This window comes from Synechococcus sp. CS-1333, from assembly GCF_025128015.1.
Classification (GTDB): Bacteria; Cyanobacteriota; Cyanobacteriia; order PCC-6307; family Cyanobiaceae; genus MW101C3.
In genome coordinates this window covers 83,710-105,945 of the sequence record NZ_JAHLYO010000011.1, presented here as the reverse complement: position 1 = coordinate 105,945, position 22,236 = coordinate 83,710, and the positions used below count along the sequence as shown (strand labels likewise).

The following is a 22,236-nucleotide window of genomic DNA, read 5'->3' as shown; positions in this document are numbered from 1 at the left end:
GCCTAGTGGGTTACCGCGGAAAGATGAAGGCGGCGTGTTTTGCGCAGCTCTATAACCCGATCAGTTCACGCCGCAGGGGCCTTCCCCCGGGGCGGCACCAGGCCTTTGGTTTAAGCCCCACGGCGATCCCCTCCAGCGCCAGCCCGTGATCGAGCTGGCCCAGCAGCAGCTGGGCTGGCAGCCCGCCATCCCCCTGGCTGACGGCCTGCAGCGCACCATCTCCTGCATCGTCGCGGGCTACGTCGGCGGACCCACCATGGCGGTCATCGCCGATCGCTGTCCCCACATCCAGGTCACCGGCGTCGATCTCAACGAACGCCGCATCTCCGCTAGGCGGCCATGGCCTTCGAAAGCCGTGGGGCGGCGTTCTCCAGGCAGGGCAGCATCGGCTCACTCACCGCTGCTATCACGCTGGAGGTGGCCTCTGCCATCTCCAGCGGGGCCTACTGCCTTTGAGGGCCATCGCCACCGTTGCCCTCTGGGGAGCGATTTGGTTGGTAACTCTCCCCATCACGGAATAGGCAGAGAGGATGTCATAGAGAGGGCTGAGGCGAAAGGCACCACCGACACTCAGCGACAGCAAAAAATTCTTGGCATGGCCGTCGATGGCGGCTGAATGCGGGCCAGCAGCGTCATCAGCGCAACGATTCCTGGGCCGCCATCACGTTGATCGTTCAATCCAGGCGGCAGCCCGAGCGAGTGATCGGCTCAGGGGCCTGTCGGTAGGAACTTGGCCAACTGGGTTGCCACGCCGACCTGATCGCTAACCCCCAAAGCACCGAGGTTGCCGAGCACCAGTCGCTCATCAAGGGTGAAGAGCTTGAGCCTCACCACACAGTCGTGAGGCAAACCGGCCGCCTTCCGATCCTCAATCGGCCAATCCAGGGGCCAGGAGGATTGGCGCGCCGAGGTGATCATGGCCAGCAACAGGTGGCCGCAGGCCTGCTGAAAGCCAGGCTGCGAGAGCACCAGCGCTGGCCGCCGCTTCTGGGCCTGGCGATCCGTGAACGGAAACGGCACCCGCACCACCGCGAACTGTTCGAAAGCACTCATAGATCGGCAAACGCTTGCTCATCGGCCGGGCTGCTCCATTCGCTCAGCGTTCCCTCCAGCCCACGCAGATAGGCCACATCCAACGGAGCCACAGCCCGCACCCGCACCGCGCCATCCTCCAGCTCCCAGCTGAGCTGATCGCCCTGACGCAAACCCAGGGCGTCTCGCACCGCCTTCGGCACCGTGACCTGCCCCTTGGCAGTGAGTGTCGCGACGTCCATCGCAAGCCCTCGTCCATCTGAACCCAACCTAGGCGGAATGCGTCCTTGCGGTAAGGAGGCCTTGCTCGACCCAGCCCAGTGGCCCCATCAGCTGCAGCCGTTCCTGTATGGCGTGGCTGCAGACTCGACCACAGGGATCGGGGCCTGCTGCCTTTGAGGGCCATCCCCTCGGACCACCGACAAGGCTGATCGATTCATCTACCCGCAGGCTTCTGCGTAGGCGAAGCCTTCTCGAAGAGAAGCAGTGGACTCTGATGGAGGAGTGGCCCTATGTGAGGCCCGGCGCCTCGGCGACCCAGAACGCCTGTTGCCGGTCTACCTGCGGATCGACAACAGCCGAAGGTGCCGCATTGCCCTGGGTTGTCTCAACCCCAACAGTGGCTCGATCAGCTGCTGGCATGAACAACCTGGTGGCCATCCACAGTGATCCTGGCCCTGAAAGAGCGTCTGCGGCGCCTGCAGCGCCAGAGCCATACCACAGCGAACAAGCAAGCCGGCCTCGTCAACCGGCTCGACCAGATCGCCCTGCGTTGTGCTGGGCGGCCGATCAGCGATCGCCGCAGCGCAGAGGAGATCCTCGGCTACGACGCCACGGGCCTGCCCACCTGATGGTGATCGATTCCTCGGCAGTGCTGGCCATCCTGCAGAACGAACCGGAGCGTCACGCCTTCAACGAAGCCATCGCCGCAGCAGAACAGTGCTCTCTCTCTTCTGCTTCCCTGGTAGAGCTCTCCATTGTGATGGAGGCACGCTTTGGTGCTGATGGCCAGGGAGATCTTGATCTGTTTCTAAGCACGGCGCTGATCGAAATCATCAGCCTGGATCGTGAACAGGCTGAACTCGCTCGCCAGGCCTTCAGTCGTTATGGCAAAGGGCGTCATCGGGCCGGGCTCAACTTCGGCGATTGTTTTTCCTATGCCCTGGCCAAGTGGCTCGATCAACCCTTGCTCTTCAAAGGTGACGACTTCTGCCACACCGATCTCCAGCCCGCCACCGCCCGCAACCAGGCCTGATCGATGTCGGCCGCCTCGCCCACCCTCGCCCCTTCTGGGGCGTCGTTATCCCACTCGGCCCTCCTGATTAGTGCCGGTCGATCGAGGAACGGCCTTACGCCGCCATGGCCTTCGAGAGCGGCAGGACAGCCTTCTCAAGGCCTGACAGGATCGGCTCCCTCACCGCCGCTTCAAGATCGCCATACAGCCCCAACCGTGAGCAGGAGCACGTACGATCTAGTCAGATGACTAGTTATCCAGGGAGGAGCAGGGATGGCGATCTGGCCGGTGCAGCACGCCAAGGCACGGTTCAGTGAGCTCCTCGATGCCTGCGTGCGGGAGGGGCCCCAGGTGGTGTCTCGCCGTGGGGCGGAAACCGCCGTGCTCGTGCCGATTGAGGAGTGGCGCCGCCTTGAGGCTGCGGCCCGCCCTTCCCTCAAAGAGCTCTTGCTGGCCCCCTCAGCACGCAGCGAAACCCTGGTGCCGCCCCGGGGGAAGGCACGGCGGCGTGAGCTGATCAGCCTGTAGGTGCTGCGATGTATCTCCTCCACACCAACGTGGTTTCAGAGTTGCGCAAACCACGCCCCCATGGCGCGGTATTGGCTTGGCTCGATGGCGTAGACGACGCCAACCTGCATCTGGCCACGGTGACCCTGGGCGAAATCCAGGCAGGTATTGAGATCACCCGTGAGCAAGACCCTGGCAAAGCCAGCGAGCTCGAAGCCTGGCTGGATCTGGTGAGCCTCAGCTACAACGTTTTGCCGATGGATGGATCAGCCTTTCGCTGCTGGGCCCGGCTGATGCATCGCCAATCCAACACCCTCTATGAAGACGCGATGATCGCCGCCATCGCCAAGGTGAACCACCTCACCGTGGTGACCCGCAATGGGGCAGATTTTCAAACGTTTGAGGTGCCACTACTCAATCCCTTCGAAACAGATCGCTGAAGCTACCGAGCGGACCCTGTCACCCACCCAGCCGTTCACAGGCTGTGCTGATGGAAGAGATCAGGCCATCTCAATCCTGAGGCTCATTCCGCTCACTCCTGATCAGCCTCTCTGTCAACAGGTTGACCGCTCTGGAAGGGGTGCGCTGAATCCGCCAGCCCCTGTTCCTGGGCCAGTGCGGCCAGGCGCCGGTCTAGGGACCACAGGCGGCAATGGCTCAACCTGGCGGACGCCAGCAGGTGAGCATCGACATAGCCGATCCCCCGACCCATCAGCTGGTTGCGCTCGATCAGCAGCAGCACCTCCGCATCACTGGCCACCACTGCCGCTGGCAGGCCCTGCAACAGCTCGAGCACGTCACGACGGTTGCGCAGCTGGCCGCACGCCAGTTCGCCGATCACCCAGGGATGGATCAGTACCTCGCCCTCCTGCAGGAGCGTGTCGAGGCGGGTCAGTCCATGGCGCAGATGCTCCACCCACACGGAGGTGTCGACGAGGATCAAGCGGCGCTCCGGCGACGGGGGATCGGCTCCAGAGCCGGTTCACTGCCGCCAAGTGCGGCCAGGCGTTTCGCGCTTTCCCGCTGCACCAGGGCACGCAGGGCCTCCTTGAGCAAGCCACTGCGTTCCAGGTGGCCGCACAGCTGCTCTGCTCTGGCCAGTAGTTCATCGTCGAGCGTCACTGTGGTGCGCATGGTCCCGCCCATTGCAGGAATCAATCTAAGCGTCATCTGATGTCGCCAGTGATGCGCTCACTCGCCCGGCGGGCCACACGGATACAGCTCTGTCTACGCGCCTCCAGCCGTGGCCATCAACATCCGCAACGCCGAGGCCAAAAGCACATGGCTATGAGCCACGAGCGGATGCTCTAGCCACCGGGATGGGGGCTTTCAGCCGCTTCCTCACCATTGCGCCTGACCACGACGCCACCGACGGCAAGGCTTAGCGCTTTCGCCCATCAGCACGGCAGCTCACGGGGCTGGAGCACCAGTTCGACCCCCAACGCAGCCAGCAGGCGGTAAAGGCTGTGGATCGTGCAGCGCTGGGGGTCGTTCTCCAGGGAGGACACCGTTTTCTGCTGCAGGCCTCCTCGCGCGGCCGCCTCCGCCTGGGAAAGCCCCAGCTCCTTCCGGCGACTGCGCAGCGCAACGCCCAGCTGCGCCGGAAGGCGTACCACGTGCCACAAATCGCATCCCCCACAAGGAATGAATTCAACCCATCCCCTGTGGGGCGTAAATGCAGTTAATCCCCTGCAGGGGATGCGTACGGTCTGTTCGTGCCATTGGCGGCCCCAATTCAGGCCATCGAAGACCGCCAGCTCACTGCCTTTCGGTGTCGAGGCTCAGAGAGTGGTCTGCTCGATCCCATTGGCCACGCCCACATCCACACCATGCTTGAGCTTGGGGCTGATCCTGTAACCCGCTAGCAGCGGTTTGTCTGCTTCGGTGCTGGGCTCAGCAGTGGATGGCGTCCAATACCAGCGGTAGGCGCTTACCTCCTCGCCACGGTTATCCCGAAACCGCACGCACTCCTTGCGCTGCAGCGCGCTGCTCGCCAAGGGCTCAATCCCCAGAGCTTCAGGGTCATCGCTGTCGGTGATCAGCACGCTCTCCAGCTCGATCCCAGCGTTTCCCCACAGCGCGTCCTCCACCTTGAGGCACCCTGCAGCGCAGTCGAGCACGATCGTGCGCAACAACCTCTGATGTCCCGCTGCTGTCGGGTAGGCGCGGGTGAGGTCCAGCTGCACCCGCACCAGGCTGGCGCCGGTCTCCACTGCCAGTAGCTGGGCGGCATAGGCGCGCCCCGCCGCTTGTTCGTGGCCGTTCACGATCGGCACGGAGTGGCCGCTGCTGCGGGTGGCCAGCAGTGTGTAGCGCTTTGGGCCGAAGGTGTCGGCGGTGTATTCCGGTGCTCCCAGTTCAATCGCCAGCCGCTCGCCATCCACATTGAGCAGGAAACTGCCGCAGTCGTTGTGGTTGTGCGGTTCATCGTTGTGGCCCCCCTTCACCGCCAGTTCCCAGCAGCAGCCCTGGCTGTCCAGCCGTCTTACCACCACCAGGCCGGCGTCGCTGTCGATCCAGTCGCCGCACGCCGGTTCCGTGGCCGTGGCCTGCACGTCCGCACTGGGGGCCTCCAGCAGCATGCGTGTAAGATAGAAGAGATCGCAACGCTGATGTTGCACATCGAATCGCCCGTTGAGAGCTTGCTGGTAGAGCCGCACTCCCGCCTGGGTGCACTCCGCTAGATCCAGCCGCCGTCCCAGCAGCATCAGCAAACTCGCTCGGGGCGGCATGCCGAGCCGGCTGTCAGCCACATTCACCATCTGGCCGCCGCGCAGCAGCATCGCCGGCCCGAAGCAGGCGATCGCCCGGGTGCGATCGTCCTGCCCGGACACCAGGCTCTGCTCACCGTCACTCCAACGCTCCAGCTGCTCATTGAGCAGGGCAAACCAGCCGAAGCCGTATTCCCAGTAAGTGATCCCCTCCAGGCAACTGCCCTCAGCACTGAAGCCTTCGAGAAACACCTGCAGATTCCGTTGGCTGGCGTCCACCAATTCCTGCAGCCATGGCGCTTCCGGCGCCAGTGCCAGTGCCGCCCCCAGCAGCCCCTGATGGCACACCGCGTTCCAGTTGCTGGCCTGGGTCGTCCAGAAACTGGCCTCGGGTTTGGCCAGAAATGAGCCCACCATTTCCGCCAGCACCCGCTCACGCATCTGAGCCACCCAGGCCGGCGGCAGCCAGTGGCCGAACAAGCTCACCAGCTCGCCGCAGAGATTGGCCGTTTCTGCGGCGAACAGATCGATCACCCCGGCATCGATCCCGCTCGGATCACGCACGTGGGCCGGCCAGGCCCAGGAGGGCTCAGCCAGCAGCTCCTGAATCGCCGCCAACAGCTGGCCCCACCACGTGCCCCCTGGGTTGACAGTGGCCTCAGGATCCAGCAGCAACCGCACCGCGGCCCGCGCCAGCCGCCGCCGCCGCTCCTGCCACACCCGCTCAAACGGCAGCCGCTCGCCGCTGCGATGCACCTGGCTGTAGAGCTCGGCCGTCAGCAATGGCAATGGCGCGCGGCAGTCAGCCACCTCCAGCGCTTTGAGTTCAGCCACTAGGGCATGGCCGTAGGGGGTGTGGGCGGCAGCCTGCCAACGGGCATCACCCCACGCGGGCAGCAGGGCCTGTGACGACGGCAAAGCCAATGACGATTGAACGGTTGTGAGAGATCCCAATCCTCAGGCCATCAGCCCTCAATAAAAATCCGCCTCCCGCTCCATCTCCTCCGCCAGCAGCGCCGCCAGGTCAAAACCGCGCGCCTGCCAGTAGGCCTGCACCGCCAGTGCCGCATGGTCATTGCCGCCTTTCGGCCCGTTGAAGGCATGCCACAGCGTCTGCTCCTGGGCCAGCGGCTCCGGGCTTGCCGGCGGAAACGCCAGTTCGTCGGTCTTCGCGGCGGCATTCGGCTGCAAAATCACCGCCTGCACCCCCTGGCGTGCCGTCAGCCAGCGCAGCCACAGGTCGTCGTGCGTGGGGGCCAGCGCCAGCGCGGCCTCCAGTTCAAGATCCTCGGGAAACCAGCGGCGCCGGTACAGCACCCCGCTCTGGCCGGTGGGCAGGTTGGCCAGCCGTGGCTCCCGCACGCCGTCGTGCCATTCGCTGTAGGGCCGGAATGGGCCGCCGCTCAACGCTTCGCCCAGTGCCCCTTCCAACAGCCGGATGCGCCGGCCGCGGTGCGCAACCACGCAGCCATGGCGGGCGTGGTTGCGCACCAGATATTCGATGAACCGCGGCGGGTAGAGCGTGTCGTCGTCCACCGTGATGAACAGGTCATCGTCGTTCCCTGCCTCGGCCGCGCCGGAGCTGCTGGCCTGCCCGTAGCCACCGGCCTGCAGGAAGGGCGCGATCTTGCGGTAGGGCCCCAGGTTGGGCACCCAGTGCAGTTGCACCCAGCCATCCGCCGTGAGCTCCCGCAACACCGGCTCGTCGCCGGCCACCCCCTGATCGAGCAGATGCGGCTCGTGCGACAGGTGCAGGTGCACCCGGGCGGGCTGGTAGGTCTGCTGCCGCAGCGAGGCCAGTACCGCCGGCAGGCTGGCCAGTCTGCCGCTGATCGCCGTCAGCGTCACCGGTGGACCCACCACGGCGGGGGGGCGCAGCTGCGGATGGGGGATGTTCAACACCTCCAGTGCCGCCGCCAGGTTGAGCCGCACCACCTGCAACGCCGCCGCTTGCTCTTCGGCGTGGCTGGCCCCGTGGTCGCGGGTCTGCCCGGAGGCCTGCTGGGTCATCGCGCTGGCCCCCGGCACGGCACAACGCCAGCCTATGGGAGCTCTCCAGCCCTAGCAGGCCTGGCGTTCCTCAGGCGCAGCCTCACCCTGCTCCAGCCAGCGGCGGGCCTGCCGGCGCCGTCGGTGGTGGAACAGCTGCGTCACCGGTTCCTCTTCCGGCAGCCCCACCGGCCGGGGCAGCGCCACCCCCAGCGCCAGCTGGCGGCGCAGCGATGGCAGCGGCACCAACTGCAGGCCTGCCGGCAGCGCCCCCTGGGCCAGTGTCGGCGCGGCCCAGCGGGCGAAAACCCCGCTCAGCAGGCAGGCGCCGGTGAGGTCCCAGCGGCTGTAGGCCTGCCCGTCGAGCGCCTGGAGGCAGGCCTGCTCCAGTGCCGCCCCTACCCACGGATGCTGCGGCGCGGCAGCCACCAGCTCCAGGCTGATGCCCAGATCATCGTCTTGGCAGAGCAGCAGCTCCGCCCCATCAAGCAGCGGCGTGAGCGGTTGCAGTGGGCGCGTGTTCCACTCCGGTGCCACGCCGCCATGCAGCCACAGCATCGCCAGCCGCAGCAGATCGCCCCGTACCGCCGGGTCGTTCACGCCGTGGCAGGCCGCCCGAACCAACGGCGGCACCTCAACCTGCGCCGCTTCCTCCACAGCGTTGTGATCCAGCCATGCCAGCTCCCAGTCCGGCAGTTGCTGGCGCCAGTGGCCTTCCAGCGCCTCCAGTTCGGCGTTGCTGCCCGGGTAGCGGCGCAGCAGCCAGAGCTTGGCGGGGATCCTGCCGGCCGTTGCTGGCAATGGCGGTGCGGCCTCCTCCATCAGTACGTGCCGCAGCCGCTGCTGCAGCACAAAGGCCACCGCGGTGGCCTGGGGATGGCGCTGCACCAGCGCCGCCAGTTGACGCACCGCCGTGGCAGGGTCGTGGTCCTGCTGCTCCAGCGCCCGCAGCGCGCGCAGGGCCTGTTGGTCGGCCGCCAGCTCCAGCCGCCACTGGCGCAGCGGTTCGCTCTTCACCTGGGCGTGGTCGTCGGGGTGGTTGCTGGCGGCCAGCAGTTGCCGCAGCCGTTCCCGCAACTGCCCCGCTGCTTCCAGATCGGCCTGCAGATAGGCGAGCCGCTCTGCCCGCTCCAGTGCCCGGCGGCGCAATGGCGTGAGCTGCTCGGCAACACTCAACGCATCGATCGTGCGCAACAGCCCCATCGCCACCGTGAGGCGGCCCCGCCGTTGGGCCAGCTCCGCCGCCTGCCAGAGCTTGCCGAGCGGATCGGCGCCCTCGGCCGCCGGTAGGGCGCAGTAACGCGCCAGCAGGGCGTCTGCCTCCGGCAGCAGCTTCGCCGACGCTTGCTGCAGATCGTTCAGCAGCGCGGCTTGATCGCCTACCACAGGGTCACCACAACGCCATGGATAGCGATCGATCAGGGCTTAGCGCAGGGCCAGTGCCTTCTCTGAACGGCTGGGAGCACCAGCGACCAACCGCTGGCGGATCTCCACAGGCAGCTGGCGTGCGAACGGAATCCGCGGCAGCGCCAGCTCCACCATCGCCGCGCCGTTGCCATACAGCGCCTGATAAGCGGAGAAGTTGTCCCAGCTCTCACGGCTGAACTGATTGCCGCGCGCCGTTGCGAAATAGGTTTCGCACAGCAGGCCGTTGGCCCACACCAGTGCGTGGCGCTCCAGCTCAATCGAGTAGTACGTCACCGTGCCGGCATGCCACTGCTCAAGTTGGCGGATCGTGCGGCCATTGATCAGCCCTTGAGCTTCCACCAGGCACCCTTCAATCAAGAAGGCGTGGCTGGGGGTGCAATGAATCGCTTGCTCCGGCCCCATACTCCCCAACGCTCCGGCTTCGATGAAGATCGGCATGCGGCCAGTGGAGCGCAATTGCCACAGCGTGCGGGTGGTTTGCCCTACAAAGCGCACGGCATGAGTGCCCGATGGCGTAAGCACCTCATCGCCCACCTCCAAGGCCGCTACATCCTTGCTGCTGCCATCCGCAAGCCGCACACTTGCGCCCTCAACGAGGCACAGAACCAGAGGCTCTGTCGATGAAGATGTCTTGTATTCAACTTTGAATTGTACGAGTTCGTCGTTCGTAGCAAGAACATAGGTGCGACCAGGATCCAGGCCTTCAGGTGCGCCTTTAGAGGGTTTGCCGCCTTCGGAGCCAGGCACATCGAGCACAAAAATAGGATAGCCTTCATAGGAATATCCTGTATAAGTATAGCTTTCCTTCCCGTCGCTGGGAGTCACCGTCTCTCCAATGGTGAGTTTGCCATTATTAGATTTTTTTGGCTCATCAAGCTGGATCTCTTTTCCCAGTCTGGATTCTACCGTGAACGAATCTCCACTCTCATTAGTGAAGTTGATCTGGTAGAAAAAGCTGTACGTCTCTTGAATTTCTTTAGTTTCTTTAGTCTTTGCCATAATGTCAAAGTTAGATTTCGCAAAGCTACCCGGCCTCCAAGTTCCCGCAAGAATTCTTTAAAAAAGTTAACCTAAGTTGACTTCGTTGATGTTCCGTGCTACTGGCTGGCTATTGGTTTTGCTGTCTTGTTCGGCTCGCTCCTCCCGTTGATGGCGCGCCTGGCCCCCGATCGGCGGTGTCAGCTGCGCCGATCGGGGGCCAATGCCAGCCCGGCTGCTGGCCCCTAGGGTTTTCAGCATGCTTGAGCTCGAGCACTTGCTCCACCGCCTCGATCAGGCGGTTGCGGCCCCCCAGGCTGGCCAGGGCAACGCACAGCCCATCGATCAGCCACCTGATCAGGCCCCCGATCCGCTCAGCGAGGTCTGTGAACAGGTGGCGGATGTCCTGCTTGGGCTGGGCCTCACCGCCTACGCCGCCCGCTGGCGCACCTGGGCCCTGCTGCCACCGCCTCCACCCCAGCTTGCTGCGGCCATCGCCGAGGTCCGCCAGGAGCTGGTGCGCTTTGGGCCTGAACCGGATGGGCAGCTTCCGGTCGATCCCGTGGCGGCGGCCCGCCAGGTGCTGGCGCTGCAGCTCAAGTTACCCGCGGCCTCACAGGTGGCGGCCTGGGCTCGGGCCCTGCTGGCGGCAGGCGATGGTGCTGCCGCCGTGGAGTTGTTGCAGCGGCAGGCCGTGGCCGGTGGCCTCCAGCCGGATCACTGCAACGCCATCGCCTCCGCCTTGCTGCAGTTGGAGCAGTGGTGGGAAGCCGAGCGCTGGCTCTGCACCAGCCTCAGCAAGCAGCGCAACCAGCCGCGGCCCTGGTTTCTGCTGGCCCGCCTGTTGTTGCAGCAGGGCGTGCTCGATGAGGCCTTCGAAGCGGTGCAGCAGGGCCTCGCCCGTGATCCCACCAGCGATTGGGGGCGCAACCTGCGCGCCCGCATCCTGCTGGCCGGGGGCAGCTGGCGCAGCTACGACCTGCTCACAGCCGACCCCCAGGGGCTGCCGAGCGATCCGGCGCTTCGGCAGGATCTGCAGGACAACGCCCAGCGCCAGCGCCTGAACCACCGCACGGCGGCGGACGCACCGACGGCCGATCTGCCCCTGGGCGAGCGGCTGCGGTTGCGCCACCTGTTCCCGCGCGATGGCTTGGTGGTGGTGTTGCACGGCCATCCCACCGGCGCCCTGCACTGGTGCCTGGCCCAGGAACTGTTGCCCGAGGGCCTTGAGGTGCAACCGGTGGCGAGCCGTGAGCCCCTGTTGATGGCGGAGGCACTGGCAACGGCGGGTCTGCGCAGCCGCAGCGAACAATCCTCCCCTCTGCTGCGCCAACTGGCTGCTGACGCAAACCAAGCCGTGGCGCTGCTGGTGATCCAGCGGCCCAGCGGCAGCAAGTTCCCTACAGCCCTGGGCCTCCTCTGGCCGAAGGTGGCCCATCTGCTCACGCCCGTGGGGCTGGTGGAGCCGCCGGGCTTCAGCGCTGTGGCCTCCCTGGGCGGCTGGCAGCTGCTCGCTTCAAGCCAGTTGTGACTGAACCTATACGAGCGTGGAGCATGTCCAGCACATGCTTTTGATTCTCAAGTGCAATCCTTAATACCATTTCCGGATCAAAAAAGTTGTAAGCGATACAGCTATCGGCATGTGCGCATGGCGTAAGATGTACCTATCGAGTTGGTCCGTTCCTAGCCATGTCCTTCATTGCGCCTCCTCCCTCAAGCATCTTTGGCACGAGGCCGCTCGATGAAGAGGGAGGGGGAATACTCCCCTTGGAGCCAGTCAATCCAGACACTATTGATGATTTTGTCGGGGAGCGCACCCTGGTTGACGGAACCAACGGCCCTGTTGAAGTTGGTGGTGTTGGCGCAACGTGGGCGACCATCCCAGTTCCCACCGGCGAAACGAACGAAATTCTTCTGACGGGCGAGAGCAATACCCTCATCCTTGGTGCCGGCGCCACCAATGTGCAGGTGCAGGGCAGCGGCAACATTGTTGAAGCTCGGCAGGAAATTGGTGTGATTGACAGCCCCAAGGTGATCAGCCTTGGCGATTTCGGCGCTGGCAGCGATTCCAATAACCCCAACGTCAAGGTTGATCTGAACAAGACCACTGCCGGCAACGAGATCGGCACGACAACCTCCATCCTTGACGCGGCTGGTGGTGGCCAGCTCGGCACCGACTTCCAGAACTACGCCCACGGCGGCACCGGCAACGACACCATCTACGGCGGCAGCGGCTCCGACTTCATCCGCGGCGGCTCCGGTGATGACCAGCTCTACGGCTTCGGTGGCAACGATCTCGTCCGCGGTGGTTCAGGGTCTGACTTCGTCAGCTTGGGTATCGGTGGCAACGACACCCTCTATTACACCTCCGATCAGCTCGGCGGCGGCGACGTCGACACCGTCAGCGACTTTACCTTTAGCGACGACAGGCTGGCCTTCGACGCTTCTGCTGTTGGTGCTGTTGGTCCTATTGATGAATCCGACTTCAGCGCATTCGCTGGCTTCAACACCTCCACCCTTTCGGTCACCGTCGACGGCAACACCACTCAAGTGGTGGCTGGCAACGGCTATCTCTGGCAGCAGGACGACATTCTCTTCGTGGTTTGATAGCCGAATCAGCCGGTTTGCGGCCCTTTGGTTAGCCCTCCCTCAGCCCGCTGGTTTTCCCTTGAGATCCGGGCAGCTGCACCCACTTTTGGCTTGCCGCTGCAGCTCAGCTTCAACCTGAACGACGGCAGCAAGGCGCAGCATCACGTGCGTCTTGCTGAGGCTTCCTGTTCGGGGATGGTGGTGCTGCCGTTGGCGGATCAGCCCCTCGGGGTGCAAGCCGTTGTGCCGGATCGGCCTGGCTCACCGCTTCAGGTGTCCTGGCGCCCCATCACGCCGCGGCTGGCAGGCCTCGCCATGGCCCGCCAGCTCTGTGCCGAGGATCCGGCCACCCTCTTTCACGATTGCCTTGAACTCCACCGCCAGCTGGAGCCCCTGCCTCCCAGCCAGGCGCTCACCCGCCTCTGGCAGCGCTACGCCTGCTGGCTCGCCGAGCGGCCCCGTCCCGTGCTGGCGCCGCACCCCCTGGAAGGCCGGCCCTTCGCCGATGGTCGCTTCCAGCCGCCCGCCGCTGAAGCCAGCGTGGCCCGCCTTCGCACCCTCTGGCCGCTGCTGTTGCAACGGCTCAAGCCCGCTCCCACCGTGAGTGTGGTGCTGCCGCTGTTCGGCCAGGAGGCCGTCACCCTGCGCTGCCTCGAAAGCCTGGTGCAGGAGCAGCTGCGCCGGCCCGATCCACCGGCCAACCTCGAGATCCTCCTCCTCGACGACGCCTCCCCCGCCGGTTCCATCGATCAGCTGGTCGCCCTGGTGGCCGAACTCGACAGCAAGCACCTGCGCATGCTGCGCCAGCCCGACAACCTCGGCTATCTGCGCACCTGCAACAGCGGTGCCGCCAACGCCACCGGCGAACTGCTCTGCTTTCTCAACAACGACACCGTTGTGACCTCCGGCTGGTTGGACGAACTGATCGGCAGCCTGGAAGGCTTTCCCGATGCTGGCCTGGTGGGCCCCATGCTGCTCTACCCGGATGGCCGGCTGCAGGAAGCCGGTGGCATCGTCTGGCGGGATGGCAGCGCCTGGAACTACGGCCGCGATGGCGATCCCACCGACCCCTCCTACGGCTTCTGCCGCGACGTCGACTACGTGTCCGGTGCCTGCCTGTTGATGCGCACCGAGCTGTTTCGCCGCATCGGCGGCTTCGACAGCCGCTATGCCCCCGCCTACTACGAGGACACCGACCTGGCCATGGCGGTGCGGGATCTCGGCTACCGCGTGCTCATGCAGCCCCTTGCCCGCGTGATCCACTACGAAGGCCTCTCCAGTGGCCGCGACCACGACAGTGGCCCCAAGCGCTTTCAGGAACGCAACGCCCGCTTGTTCCGCAGCAAGTGGGAACGGCGCCTGCAGAGCCATGCCGAAAACGGCACGGCCGTCTGGCACGAACGCAACCGCGGCCGGGTGGGCCGCATCCTGGTGATGGAGGCCAGCCTGCCCACGCCCGATCGCGACGCCGGCTCCCTCTACATCCTTCACCTGCTCACCGATCTGCTCGCCCTCGGCTGGGATGTGAGCTATCTCCCCACCGACAACCTGCTCTGGCAGCCCGACTACGGCACCCCACTCCAGCGCCTTGGTGTGGAAGTGCTGGTGCACCCCTGGGTGCCCTCCGTAACCCAGCTGCTCGAAGAACGCGGCGATCACTATGAGGCGATCCTGATCGCCCGGCCCGAAGTGGCCGACCGCTGGCTGGAAGCCATCAAGACCCACGCTCCGCTGGCGCGCCTCCTCTACTACACCCACGATCTGCACCACCTGCGCATGGAGCGGCAGCTCGCCGTGCAGCCCGAGGCGATCAGTCGCGAAGCGATCGATCGCATGCGCGCCTGCGAGAAGCGCATCCTCGACATCGTCGATGCCGTGCTCTACCTCAGCGAAGAGGAGCGCCGTCAGGCCGTGGAGCGGCTCAGCCCCCGTGCCGCCGGCTTCGTGCTGCCGCCCCGTGTGCGCCGTGAAGCCCTGCCCAGCTCCTTTCACGAGCGGCAGGGGGTGCTGTTTCTCGGTGGCTTTGGCCACCCCCCCAACGCCGATGCCGTGCTCTGGTACGTGCAGGAGGTGCTGCCCGTGTTGCGTCACCTGGCTGGTGATGCCGCCGTGCCCCATTTCCATGTGGTGGGCGCCAATCCCCCCGCCGCCATTCAGGCCCTCGCCGGCGAGGGTGTCACGGTGCATGGCTATGTGGCCGATCTGGGGCCCCTGCTCAGCCGCCTGAGGGTGTGCGTGGCGCCCCTGCGTTTTGGTGCCGGCGTGAAGGGCAAGATGCTCACCGCCATGGCAGCAGGCTTGCCGCTGGTGGCCACCGGTGTGGCGGCCGAGGGGCTGGGGCTGCGCCATGGCCTCACGGCCCTGCTGGCCGAGGATGCCGAGGCCTTCGCGAGCGATGTGCTGGCTCTGCATTCCTCCGCCGAGCTGTGGGAGCGCCAGGTGGAGGCAGCCACCGCCCACCTCGAAGCCGGCTGGGGCGCCGACGTGGTGCGTGAACACCTGGCGGAGGCCTTGCGCGCTGTGGGCCTGCCTGTGGCTCCGGTGCCCAGGCCTCTGCCGGAGGACCACTGGCCGCTCCCCCTGGGCGCCGGTCCTGAAGGCCTGCTCAGCTTCTACAACCTCCAATGAACCCTGGCGCACAGGCGGGTGTATGGATCCCGCTCGATCAACTGCTCGCGCTGCCACTGCCGGCCGAGCCCCTCGCCAGCCTCTGGCGCGAGCTGCTGCGTGGCCTGCCCGCCGCCGCTGTTCGCGAACGCGAGGCCCTCGAGCAGGCCCTGCAGGCCCATGAGCTGCGCCGTGTTGAAGCCCTCTGCGAGGCCGGGGAGATCGATGCCGGGCTCAGCCGGCTCGAAGCCCTTGCCGCTGGCCTCGATCCCACCGCCCTGGCGGCCCTGCTCCATCGCCTGATGCCCGGCCTGCATCACCGCCTGGTCCGGGAGGTCGGCCCCAAACCAGCGCCGGAGGTCCTGGCCGACCCGCAGAGAACGGAACGGCTCTGGCTGGCGGATCAGTGGATGCGGCGTCTGGAGGCTCTGCCCAGCGACAACACACACCAGCAGCAGGTGATGGCGGAGCAGATCTGCCGCCACGCGGTGCTTGCCTGGCTGGTCCAGCCAGGTGCTGCCGCCAGCGGGCGGGCGATCAGCTTGCTGCAACGCCTGCTGCAGCTTGAACCCAAGTCCCGCAACTGGGCGCTGCCGGCCATCCGCGAGCGCTTGCTTCAAGGCGTGCAGGCGTTGAACCACCCAGAGTCGCTCGCCGATCCCCAGCATCTCGGCGTGTTGCTGGAAGCCTGCGCTGCCATGGGAGCCGATCCCCAGCTGCCGGAGCCCTCCAGGCAGGCGCTGGAGCTGGCAGTGTTCCGGGGCCGTGCCGCCCTCGATGTGTGGCAGAACCTGGAACGCCTCAGCGCCCCAGTTCCTTGACGGCCTGCTGCATCTGCTGCAGCACACATCCCTGCAGCACGGTTTCCAGCTGCTCGCTCGCTGCACCATCGCGCTCCGCCTGCATCAGCGCCAGTGCCGCCTGCTGGCGCAGCACCTGGCCCTGAAGGTCGGGGGTGAGGCTGCTCAGATGCTCACGGGCCTGCGCGATCCATTGTTCTGCCGGCATCAGCTCCCCGCGCCAATCGCCCCCAGCTTGCCCTCAGCTCCAAGGATGGTCCACTGGTCACGGGGCTTGAGCCGCACGTCGGGTCGCTGCTGGCGCAGGGCGTCGCAGCGCTCCGCAAAGGATGCCAACCGGCCGTTGAGATCGGGGATGGCCGCCAGGCGGGCATCGAGCCGGGCTGTGGCTCTGCGATAGAGGTTCGCGTCCAGTTCCGTGATCTCCAGCAGCCGCTCTGAAGGTGCTGAGGTGGTGTCGCCGTCGCCGTTGATGCCCTCGGTGGTGTTCATCCGCTGGGGATAGGCCAGATCGAGCGGGCAGCCGAGCTGCTCCAGCGCGTGCTCCAGCGCCACGATGGATTCGTCGTAGCGCTCCACCAGCCCCACGAACAGATCCTGCCGCTCCAGATCGATCAGCTCCGGCCGTGCTGCCCAGCCCTGTTGCAGCCTCCAGTTGTCTGGGTCTTGCGGGGAGAGGTGGCGCGTCTGGAAGTTGGCCAGCAGACCGCGACAGAACTGCTCGATGTAGTCCCGGAAGGGCATGGCGGCGATGGTGCCCTGCCGGTGCAGCTGAAAGCGGTATGCCGAGGCGAGCCGGGCCAGTGGATCCCGCAGAAACGCCACCTTGAGTCGCGCCAGGGCCCCCGGCGGCGGAAGCGTGATCAGGTGGGAGGTGATCAGCCGGGGGTGTGCAGGGACCGTGGCGAAGTGATCGCGCACCCGTTCCCAGGCCAGCCGCTGGTTCGAGGCCTCCGATTCCACATAGGCCACGCCGCCCTTGCTGGCATGCTCCAGCGACCAGATGAACGTGGATCCGGCACACTTGAAGCCGTGCAGGTGCAGCACATCCGCCAGTGATCCGCCCGCTGTTCGAACAGCTTGCTCGCAGATGCGGATCAGATCGGCACGCATCGCCGCCAACCAGGCAATCGGCTCAAGATGGAGTTCCTCCAGCCGGGCCAACAGCTTCAGCCCATCACGGGCCATCGCGGTGGCCTGCGGATCGACGAGCGCCTGGCGGTGGATCCAGATGGCACCATTGCGGCAGCACTGTTCCTCATGCACAAAGACCCAATCGGGCTGCACGGGGTTCTCTTGCCTCAGTGCCTGGAAGATTCGCGCCCCCTCCAGCGCATGGGTGACGGCGGCGGCGCTATCGCTTTCACCGATCTCCAGCATGCGGCGATGCGCGGCCAGCCCCAACTCCACGGACACATCGGCCGCTGGGGGTGAAGGCATGGCCACAGGGGGATCCGCCTCAGATTCAGGCTGGCCTCTCAACAAGGAACGACTCCAGAGCGAGAGGTTTCAAGCCCGTGCAAAATCACAATGTTCGAATCAAGGGTTTGGAGTTGCTGTTGAGGATGGTCACGTGAAAACAACCACCATAAAGCAGGCAAAATCGCGTAGCCTAATCTAAGGCCAAACTTGATTGCACTCGAGTGGCGCAGATCGATGTGCTGATGGTGGCAGATGGCGAGCGGCTCTCGCTCGGCTGCATGGTTGCCGCGATCATCGCCAGGAAATCCTTTCCAGAGGCGCGCTTCTTTTTCGCGGTGCCTTCGGATGTTCCTTTCAATCTCGGCTTGCCGGAAGGCACTCTGGAGGCTCTGGATGTGGATCTGGTGCCCTTCACCTTCAGGGATCTGCAGGTGGAGGGCAAGGGCTACCGAATCCTCAACAAAGTGAGGGCGCTGGCGGCCTTCGGGTCTCGCCCAGTGATGCTGTGTGATTCTGACCTGTTCTTCCTGCGCTCGATCCCAGCCGCATACTTAATCGGCCGCACGGTGCCCTCAGCGACGCCCGAGCACGGTCGGCACTATTTCCCCTGGGAGCGCCTCTACGCCCACTTCAACCTCCTGCCTCCCTCGTTCCAGGTGCTCTGTGGCAGTGGCGAAGCCAGCCCGCCCTGGTTCAACGCCGGGCTGGTGCATGCCCCCAATGCCGCTGCCCTGGGGGCGGAGTGGGAGAAGATCTGCCTGGCCATCAATGCATTGCCCTGGGTGCCCGAACGTTGGCCCTATCTGGATCAGATCGCCTTGCCGCTGGCCATGGCGAGCCTTTCTCCAGCCTCTCGGCTCACCGAGGCATCGGTGCTTGACAACCGCCTGAATCAAAATCTATTCCATTGGATGGAGAATCAGAGCTACGTGACCAATGGATTCGGTGTGCATCACCATGGCCGCGTTTCATTGATTAAAAAGTATTTCCCGTCACTTCTGATGTGGCTGCATGCGGATTACCCCCTGCTGGAGCAAGTGCTGGAGCGTTATACCTTTTATGATGATCACGGCGAATGAGGTGATCAGCGATCCCCCTGGAAGCTCTCCAGTGAAGATCGTTCGGGGAGTCTCACCAGAGAGGGCCTTTCTTGGTACGAGGATGGAGATGGGTGCTGGCGGTCCAGGCCGATAACGCTCAGTTTCAGGTCACAGTTGCCTCTGCTGCAGCTCCTCGTTCCAGCGAGAGGGCAACCCAGCCATCGCCGCCGCTGGGCCTCCCACTCACAACGCCCTCACAGCGCCGTCCACAGCTCGAGCGCTTCCGCCAGCACCCCTTCCCGGCAGCGGCGCGCCAGCGCCGGATCGATCGGCTGGCTGGGCACCACACCCACGTTGTGCGCCGGATAGCTGCGGCCCGCCGGCAGGTCCTCGCGCTTCAGATCGAGGAAGGCCAGGCAGCGGTGCACCACCCGCTCGGGGTGGAGGGCCAGGTCTTCGAAGCGCAGCACCAGCAGTTGGGAGGCCGGCCACGCCGCTTGCCAGCGGCGTAGCTGCTCGGCGTAGAGGCTGCCGCTCAGCGCATTGGGCCGAAACCAGCCCAGCGTCTCCCGTTCCGCCCTTCCCATCGCCTCCAGCCGGTCGGCTTCATCCGCCAGCAGGGCTCCGGCGTCACCTGCGAGGCCGATCAGGCTGTGCATGTGGCGCAGCCAGCTGAGTGCCCGATCCAGCGGTTCGCGCAGCAGCACGATCAGCCGCGCTTCCGGCACCAGGGCTCGCATCCGCTGCGGCGTTTCCGGGTTCTGCAGATAATCAGGCGTGGCTTCCAGCCGCAGCAGCCCCGGGCTGCGCAGCGCCGGAAACTGGGCCCGGTACCAGGCCTCGCCCCGTTGCCAGTGGTTGTCGAAGAAGTGCAGTTCCTTGAGCGGATGCAGCCACACCCGCGGATGACCGGCCAGGTAGGCCGCCAGGGAGGTGGTGCCGCTCTTGGGAGCGCCGAGGATCAACACCTCTGGCAGCCCACCGCCCGATCCCGCTGCCAGGCGCCAGGACGGCAGGTCCAGGCGGGCGGCCCGGCGGTTCAGGGCCATCGCCGCTTCGGGGTCGTCGTCCCGCAGCCAATGGGCCAACAGCGACAAGCCAAGGGCATAGGGGGGCGCCGCCTCGATCAGCTGGCGCAGCTGGGGCAACAGCTCCTGCCGGGCGGAGGCATCGATCTGCAGGTAATACAGGCCCCGCAGGCTGCTGGCGTCCGCCGGATCCAGCGCCAGCACCTGCAGGTAGGCGGCAGCCGCAGCCTCGGGTCGGCCCTCCATCCGTGCCGCCGCCGCCTGCTTGAGCCCGTTCGCTTTGGCCTGCACCATGGCGGCGAGATTAGGCAGGCCGGCCCTGATCATCCGTCGCTGTGTCCTGCTGGATCCGTCGCAGGGCGGCCGCCACACGGGCTGGATCGAGCAGGATCGGCTCTGTGATCGGCGCCTCGAACAGCAACTGGCTGTACAGCCTGGGTGGGGTAGCGGGCTGCAGGCAGCGCACCAGCTTCAGGGCGCCCGCTGCTGCCAGGGCATGGCCGTAGGGAGGGGCATAGCGCGGCTGGTGCAGCTCCAGCACCTGGGTGCCCGGCCGTGCAAAGGCCAAGCCCGCCAACGCTGCTCCATGGGCGAGCACCAGCAGTTCGGCGTCGGCGATCAGGGCCGCCTGTTCCGCCAGCGGCAGCCCTTCCAGCACCGTGGGTTCCAGCGCCAACCCCTCCTGCTCCAGGTGGGCCAGCAGCTCCGCCTCCCCGAACACCGGTCGGCGGCCTGATGGGCCGCGCACCAGCCACAGCCGCCGGCCAGCCCCGCCCCGGGGGCCCCGCTGCTCAGGCCGTAGGTAGCGGTGGCGCAGCCAGGCGCGGGCCCGCCGCGACGGCCAGCCGAATGGGTGCAGTGCAGCGGGCACCAACAGCCGCTCTGCCTGCAGATGGGGATGTTCACGCGCATCGATCAGCAGCTCGGGCGGAATGCCGAGGTCGTCCACCAGGCAGCGGCGCACCCGCTCGCTGCTGCCGCCGTTGTGCCAGAGGTGCCAGGCGGCCGGCCACCCTTCTGCGCCAGCCAGCGCCAGACCCAGGCGCGGCAGGCTGTCAAGCAGCCAGTGGTAGTGGATCTCGGCGGAGAGGTCCACCACGGCCAGCACCGTGCCGGCCACCACCAGCGGCGCTCCGGCCGGCGGTGGCTCGGTGCTGCTGGGCGGGTTGGGGCAGGTGGGCCAGGGCTGGGGATAGCGGCGGCACAGCTGCGGCAGCAGCTCGCCCGCACCATCGGCCACACCAAGTCCGTGGGTGGTGCCCCAGGGGTTGCTGCTGGGTGGGCGCAACCAGGCGCGGCCCTGCTGGAGCTCATGCAGCTGGAAGCGTTCCTCCCGCCACCCCTGCTCCTGCAGGGTCTGGGCACAGGGGAGGCAGTCGGTGCCGCGGCAGTCCGCCGCTGGTGTTGGCGCCGCCAGGCCCCGGAAGCGAGCGGCATCCGCGCCATCGCTGGGCTGGGGGGGCAGGTGGGCCGCCAGCTGCTCCAGCGCTGCTGCACCCCATGGGTAGCGGGGGGCTGCCAGCCGCGCGATGGCCCGGGCCAGTTCGCCACCGGGTTGCAGTTCGAACACCTCCTGCAACCGCTGACGCGCCGTTTCGGCGTTTTCCGGCCAGCTGATCAGGGCCCAGCAGCGCAGCAGCTCCGCCAGCTCCTCCGCCAGTTCGGCCGCGGTGGACTGCGGCTGCAGCAACGCCTCGCACCAGGCCAGCACCCGAAGCCGCAGGCTGGCCAACGGGTCGGCGCCGGCGGGCAGAGTCTGCCACCAGCGGGTCAGTGCTTCCGGCCGCCACAGCGGGTCGCTGCTCTCCAGTTCAGCCCTCAGCTGGCTGGCCAGGGCCTGCAGCCGGCGGCCTGTACGGCCGCGGCCGGAGTGGGCAAGATCCTCCAGCACCTGCGCTTCCAGGGCGTACCAGGTGGGATCGCTCAGCCACTGTTCAGCGCTGACCTGGCGGCCGATGCGCGCGCAGCTGCGTCCCGCGTTTTCGGCCAGGTGCAGCCAGGTGTGGGCGTCTCCGTGCGGGCGGCTGCCCCAGGCGGTGCGCCACAGCTCCAGGGCCAGCTGAGGCTGTTGTTCCTGCCAGGCGTGCCAGCCCGCCCAGGCCCGGGTTCCAAACAGCAGGGCCGTGCGCCGGGCCCGCAGCGGATGGCCCGCAGGCAGGGCCTCCAGGCGCCGGTTCATCACCCACAGGAGCGCACGGGCCTGATCGGCCGCCTGGCGGCTGGCCGCGCCGCCATGCACCCGATAGCCGCAGAGCACCTCCTCCAGCCAGGCGCCGCGCTGGCCGTCGGCGGCCAGCCGCAACAACAGGTCCACATCCTCCGCGTGCCGCAGGGCGGGATCAAAGCCGCCGCTGCTGGCCAGCAGCGAGCGCCGCAGCATCCAGGCGCTCGGCAGAACGGCCTTGTGCTCAAAGGCCGCCTCCAGCTCGCAGCCCGCTCCCTCCTGCCAGGGGCACACGTCATGCAGGGGCTGGCCCGAGGTGTCCAGGCGCTGCCAACCACACAGCAGGTGCTGCAAACTGGGGTCGGCCTCGAATCGAGCCGCCTGGTGGCTGAGCCGGGCGGGCAGGGCGATGTCGTCGGCATCGAGGAAGGCCACCAGAGGCGCACGCGCTGCGGCCCAGCCGATGTTGCGGGCCGAGGCCACCCCTCGCCCCGCCGCCAGGCGGATCAGCCGCACCGGCTGAACACCTCCGCGTGACCACGCGGCGATCAAGCCGGCCGAGTGGTCCGTGCTGCCGTCATCCACCGCCACCAGTTCCCAGTCGGCCAGCTCCTGGCCCCGTAGCGACGCCAGGCAGGCCGGGAGCCACCGTTCCGCATCGCGGAACGGAAGGATCACGGAAACGCGTGGCAACATATGGCGAAGCA

24 protein-coding genes and 1 pseudogene are annotated in these 22,236 nt (G+C 66.4%); 10 read left to right on the top strand and 15 right to left on the bottom strand.

Annotation, left to right across the window (positions count from 1 at the left end):
• Positions 1 to 49 precede the first annotated feature (49 nt).
• Positions 50 to 286: a hypothetical protein gene (locus tag KQ303_RS14715; protein ID WP_399232806.1), complete on the bottom strand. Its 237-nt coding sequence runs from the start codon at positions 284 to 286 to the stop codon at positions 50 to 52.
• On the opposite strand from KQ303_RS14715, the pseudogene KQ303_RS14710 reads away from it, so the two are divergent.
• A pseudogene (locus KQ303_RS14710) lies at positions 257 to 331 on the top strand (hypothetical protein); the annotation flags it as partial. The gene KQ303_RS14715 and the pseudogene KQ303_RS14710 overlap by 30 nt on opposite strands.
• 75 nt (positions 332 to 406) lie before the next feature.
• Here KQ303_RS14710 and KQ303_RS14705 read toward each other — a convergent pair.
• The 3 genes from KQ303_RS14705 to KQ303_RS03615 form a co-directional block, all read right to left on the bottom strand.
• A complete protein-coding gene (locus KQ303_RS14705; protein WP_399232803.1) occupies positions 407 to 583 on the bottom strand; it encodes a hypothetical protein in 177 nt (58 codons plus the stop codon).
• Between the two features lie 125 nt (positions 584 to 708).
• Complete coding sequence (locus tag KQ303_RS03620) at positions 709 to 1,053, bottom strand: type II toxin-antitoxin system PemK/MazF family toxin (protein ID WP_259729182.1); 345 nt, start codon at positions 1,051 to 1,053, stop codon at positions 709 to 711.
• On the bottom strand, positions 1,050 to 1,274 hold the full coding sequence (locus KQ303_RS03615; RefSeq protein WP_259729181.1) for an AbrB/MazE/SpoVT family DNA-binding domain-containing protein: 225 nt from the start codon (positions 1,272 to 1,274) through the stop codon (positions 1,050 to 1,052). The genes KQ303_RS03620 and KQ303_RS03615 overlap by 4 nt, the downstream gene beginning before the upstream one ends.
• Positions 1,275 to 1,697: 423 nt before the next feature.
• Here KQ303_RS03615 and KQ303_RS03610 point away from each other — a divergent pair, with 423 nt between their 5' ends.
• The 4 genes from KQ303_RS03610 to KQ303_RS03595 all read left to right on the top strand — a co-directional run bounded on the left by KQ303_RS03610 (position 1,698) and on the right by KQ303_RS03595 (position 3,213).
• Positions 1,698 to 1,883 (top strand): type II toxin-antitoxin system VapB family antitoxin, encoded by a 186-nt coding sequence (locus tag KQ303_RS03610; RefSeq protein ID WP_259729180.1) that lies wholly within the window; start codon positions 1,698 to 1,700, stop codon positions 1,881 to 1,883.
• Positions 1,883 to 2,287: a type II toxin-antitoxin system VapC family toxin gene (locus KQ303_RS03605; RefSeq protein WP_259729179.1), complete on the top strand. Its 405-nt coding sequence runs from the start codon at positions 1,883 to 1,885 to the stop codon at positions 2,285 to 2,287. Before KQ303_RS03610 ends, KQ303_RS03605 begins: the two co-directional genes overlap by 1 nt.
• 252 nt (positions 2,288 to 2,539) lie before the next feature.
• Positions 2,540 to 2,794, top strand: coding sequence for a type II toxin-antitoxin system Phd/YefM family antitoxin (locus KQ303_RS03600; protein WP_259729178.1), 255 nt, complete (start codon positions 2,540 to 2,542; stop codon positions 2,792 to 2,794).
• Between the two features lie 8 nt (positions 2,795 to 2,802).
• Positions 2,803 to 3,213 (top strand): type II toxin-antitoxin system VapC family toxin, encoded by a 411-nt coding sequence (locus KQ303_RS03595; RefSeq protein WP_259729177.1) that lies wholly within the window; start codon positions 2,803 to 2,805, stop codon positions 3,211 to 3,213.
• Positions 3,214 to 3,305: 92 nt separating this feature from the next.
• On the opposite strand, the gene KQ303_RS03590 is transcribed toward KQ303_RS03595, so the two are convergent.
• The 7 genes from KQ303_RS03590 to KQ303_RS03560 form a co-directional block, all read right to left on the bottom strand.
• Positions 3,306 to 3,716 (bottom strand): type II toxin-antitoxin system VapC family toxin, encoded by a 411-nt coding sequence (locus KQ303_RS03590; RefSeq protein ID WP_259729176.1) that lies wholly within the window; start codon positions 3,714 to 3,716, stop codon positions 3,306 to 3,308.
• Complete coding sequence (locus KQ303_RS03585; protein ID WP_259729175.1) at positions 3,713 to 3,907, bottom strand: type II toxin-antitoxin system VapB family antitoxin; 195 nt, start codon at positions 3,905 to 3,907, stop codon at positions 3,713 to 3,715. Before KQ303_RS03585 ends, KQ303_RS03590 begins: the two co-directional genes overlap by 4 nt.
• 263 nt (positions 3,908 to 4,170) lie before the next feature.
• Complete coding sequence (locus KQ303_RS03580; protein ID WP_259729174.1) at positions 4,171 to 4,389, bottom strand: helix-turn-helix domain-containing protein; 219 nt, start codon at positions 4,387 to 4,389, stop codon at positions 4,171 to 4,173.
• A gap of 165 nt (positions 4,390 to 4,554) precedes the next feature.
• Entirely contained in the window at positions 4,555 to 6,408 is a 1,854-nt protein-coding gene (locus KQ303_RS03575) for a heparinase II/III-family protein (protein WP_259729173.1), read from the bottom strand.
• A 48-nt stretch (positions 6,409 to 6,456) separates the two neighbouring features.
• Positions 6,457 to 7,494, bottom strand: a complete 1,038-nt coding sequence (locus KQ303_RS03570) for a glycosyltransferase family A protein (protein WP_259729172.1) — start codon at positions 7,492 to 7,494, stop codon at positions 6,457 to 6,459.
• A 51-nt stretch (positions 7,495 to 7,545) separates the two neighbouring features.
• Entirely contained in the window at positions 7,546 to 8,859 is a 1,314-nt protein-coding gene (locus KQ303_RS03565) for a hypothetical protein (RefSeq protein ID WP_259729171.1), read from the bottom strand.
• Between the two features lie 39 nt (positions 8,860 to 8,898).
• Positions 8,899 to 9,900 carry a Hint domain-containing protein gene (locus tag KQ303_RS03560; protein ID WP_259729170.1) on the bottom strand — a complete coding sequence of 334 codons (1,002 nt, stop codon included), beginning with the start codon at positions 9,898 to 9,900 and terminating at the stop codon, positions 8,899 to 8,901.
• 238 nt (positions 9,901 to 10,138) lie between these two features.
• Here KQ303_RS03560 and KQ303_RS03555 point away from each other — a divergent pair, with 238 nt between their 5' ends.
• The 4 genes from KQ303_RS03555 (at position 10,139) to KQ303_RS03540 (ending at position 15,896) form a co-directional block, all read left to right on the top strand.
• The gene (locus KQ303_RS03555; RefSeq protein WP_259729169.1) at positions 10,139 to 11,410 is read left to right on the top strand and encodes a hypothetical protein; all 1,272 of its coding nucleotides are present in this window, start codon (positions 10,139 to 10,141) and stop codon (positions 11,408 to 11,410) included.
• A 158-nt stretch (positions 11,411 to 11,568) separates the two neighbouring features.
• On the top strand, positions 11,569 to 12,486 hold the full coding sequence (locus tag KQ303_RS03550) for a calcium-binding protein (protein WP_259729168.1): 918 nt from the start codon (positions 11,569 to 11,571) through the stop codon (positions 12,484 to 12,486).
• Between the two features lie 93 nt (positions 12,487 to 12,579).
• The gene (locus KQ303_RS03545) at positions 12,580 to 15,096 is read left to right on the top strand and encodes a glycosyltransferase (RefSeq protein ID WP_259729167.1); all 2,517 of its coding nucleotides are present in this window, start codon (positions 12,580 to 12,582) and stop codon (positions 15,094 to 15,096) included.
• The gene (locus KQ303_RS03540) at positions 15,093 to 15,896 is read left to right on the top strand and encodes a hypothetical protein (protein ID WP_259729166.1); all 804 of its coding nucleotides are present in this window, start codon (positions 15,093 to 15,095) and stop codon (positions 15,894 to 15,896) included. The genes KQ303_RS03545 and KQ303_RS03540 overlap by 4 nt, the downstream gene beginning before the upstream one ends.
• Here KQ303_RS03540 and KQ303_RS03535 read toward each other — a convergent pair.
• Together KQ303_RS03535 and KQ303_RS03530 are read right to left on the bottom strand one after the other, a co-directional pair.
• Positions 15,877 to 16,083 (bottom strand): hypothetical protein, encoded by a 207-nt coding sequence (locus KQ303_RS03535; protein WP_259729165.1) that lies wholly within the window; start codon positions 16,081 to 16,083, stop codon positions 15,877 to 15,879. The genes KQ303_RS03540 and KQ303_RS03535 overlap by 20 nt on opposite strands.
• Positions 16,083 to 17,315 carry a sulfotransferase family protein gene (locus KQ303_RS03530; RefSeq protein WP_259729164.1) on the bottom strand — a complete coding sequence of 411 codons (1,233 nt, stop codon included), beginning with the start codon at positions 17,313 to 17,315 and terminating at the stop codon, positions 16,083 to 16,085. Before KQ303_RS03530 ends, KQ303_RS03535 begins: the two co-directional genes overlap by 1 nt.
• A gap of 203 nt (positions 17,316 to 17,518) precedes the next feature.
• Here KQ303_RS03530 and KQ303_RS03525 point away from each other — a divergent pair, with 203 nt between their 5' ends.
• Entirely contained in the window at positions 17,519 to 18,376 is an 858-nt protein-coding gene (locus tag KQ303_RS03525) for a hypothetical protein (RefSeq protein ID WP_259729163.1), read from the top strand.
• A 215-nt stretch (positions 18,377 to 18,591) separates the two neighbouring features.
• Here the strand turns inward: KQ303_RS03525 and KQ303_RS03520 are convergent, their stop codons facing one another.
• Together KQ303_RS03520 and KQ303_RS03515 are read right to left on the bottom strand one after the other, a co-directional pair.
• Positions 18,592 to 19,659: a sulfotransferase gene (locus KQ303_RS03520; RefSeq protein ID WP_259729162.1), complete on the bottom strand. Its 1,068-nt coding sequence runs from the start codon at positions 19,657 to 19,659 to the stop codon at positions 18,592 to 18,594.
• A gap of 10 nt (positions 19,660 to 19,669) precedes the next feature.
• Positions 19,670 to 22,207: a glycosyltransferase gene (locus KQ303_RS03515; protein WP_259729161.1), complete on the bottom strand. Its 2,538-nt coding sequence runs from the start codon at positions 22,205 to 22,207 to the stop codon at positions 19,670 to 19,672.
• Between the last annotated feature and the right edge of the window lie 29 nt (positions 22,208 to 22,236).

Bases quoted from the DNA above. Each gene is read 5' to 3' on its own strand.
- KQ303_RS03620 (WP_259729182.1), bottom strand. From the start codon at position 1,053: ATGAGTGCTTTCGAACAGTTCGCGGTGGTGCGGGTGCCGTTTCCGTTC.
- KQ303_RS03615 (WP_259729181.1), bottom strand. From the start codon at position 1,274: ATGGACGTCGCGACACTCACTGCCAAGGGGCAGGTCACGGTGCCGAAG.
- KQ303_RS03605 (WP_259729179.1), top strand. From the start codon at position 1,883: ATGGTGATCGATTCCTCGGCAGTGCTGGCCATCCTGCAGAACGAACCG.
- KQ303_RS03600 (WP_259729178.1), top strand. From the start codon at position 2,540: ATGGCGATCTGGCCGGTGCAGCACGCCAAGGCACGGTTCAGTGAGCTC.
- KQ303_RS03595 (WP_259729177.1), top strand. From the start codon at position 2,803: ATGTATCTCCTCCACACCAACGTGGTTTCAGAGTTGCGCAAACCACGC.
- KQ303_RS03585 (WP_259729175.1), bottom strand. From the start codon at position 3,907: ATGCGCACCACAGTGACGCTCGACGATGAACTACTGGCCAGAGCAGAG.
- KQ303_RS03570 (WP_259729172.1), bottom strand. From the start codon at position 7,494: ATGACCCAGCAGGCCTCCGGGCAGACCCGCGACCACGGGGCCAGCCAC.
- KQ303_RS03560 (WP_259729170.1), bottom strand. From the start codon at position 9,900: ATGGCAAAGACTAAAGAAACTAAAGAAATTCAAGAGACGTACAGCTTT.
- KQ303_RS03555 (WP_259729169.1), top strand. From the start codon at position 10,139: ATGCTTGAGCTCGAGCACTTGCTCCACCGCCTCGATCAGGCGGTTGCG.
- KQ303_RS03550 (WP_259729168.1), top strand. From the start codon at position 11,569: ATGTCCTTCATTGCGCCTCCTCCCTCAAGCATCTTTGGCACGAGGCCG.
- KQ303_RS03540 (WP_259729166.1), top strand. From the start codon at position 15,093: ATGAACCCTGGCGCACAGGCGGGTGTATGGATCCCGCTCGATCAACTG.
- KQ303_RS03535 (WP_259729165.1), bottom strand. From the start codon at position 16,083: ATGCCGGCAGAACAATGGATCGCGCAGGCCCGTGAGCATCTGAGCAGC.
- KQ303_RS03530 (WP_259729164.1), bottom strand. From the start codon at position 17,315: ATGCCTTCACCCCCAGCGGCCGATGTGTCCGTGGAGTTGGGGCTGGCC.
- KQ303_RS03520 (WP_259729162.1), bottom strand. From the start codon at position 19,659: ATGGTGCAGGCCAAAGCGAACGGGCTCAAGCAGGCGGCGGCGGCACGG.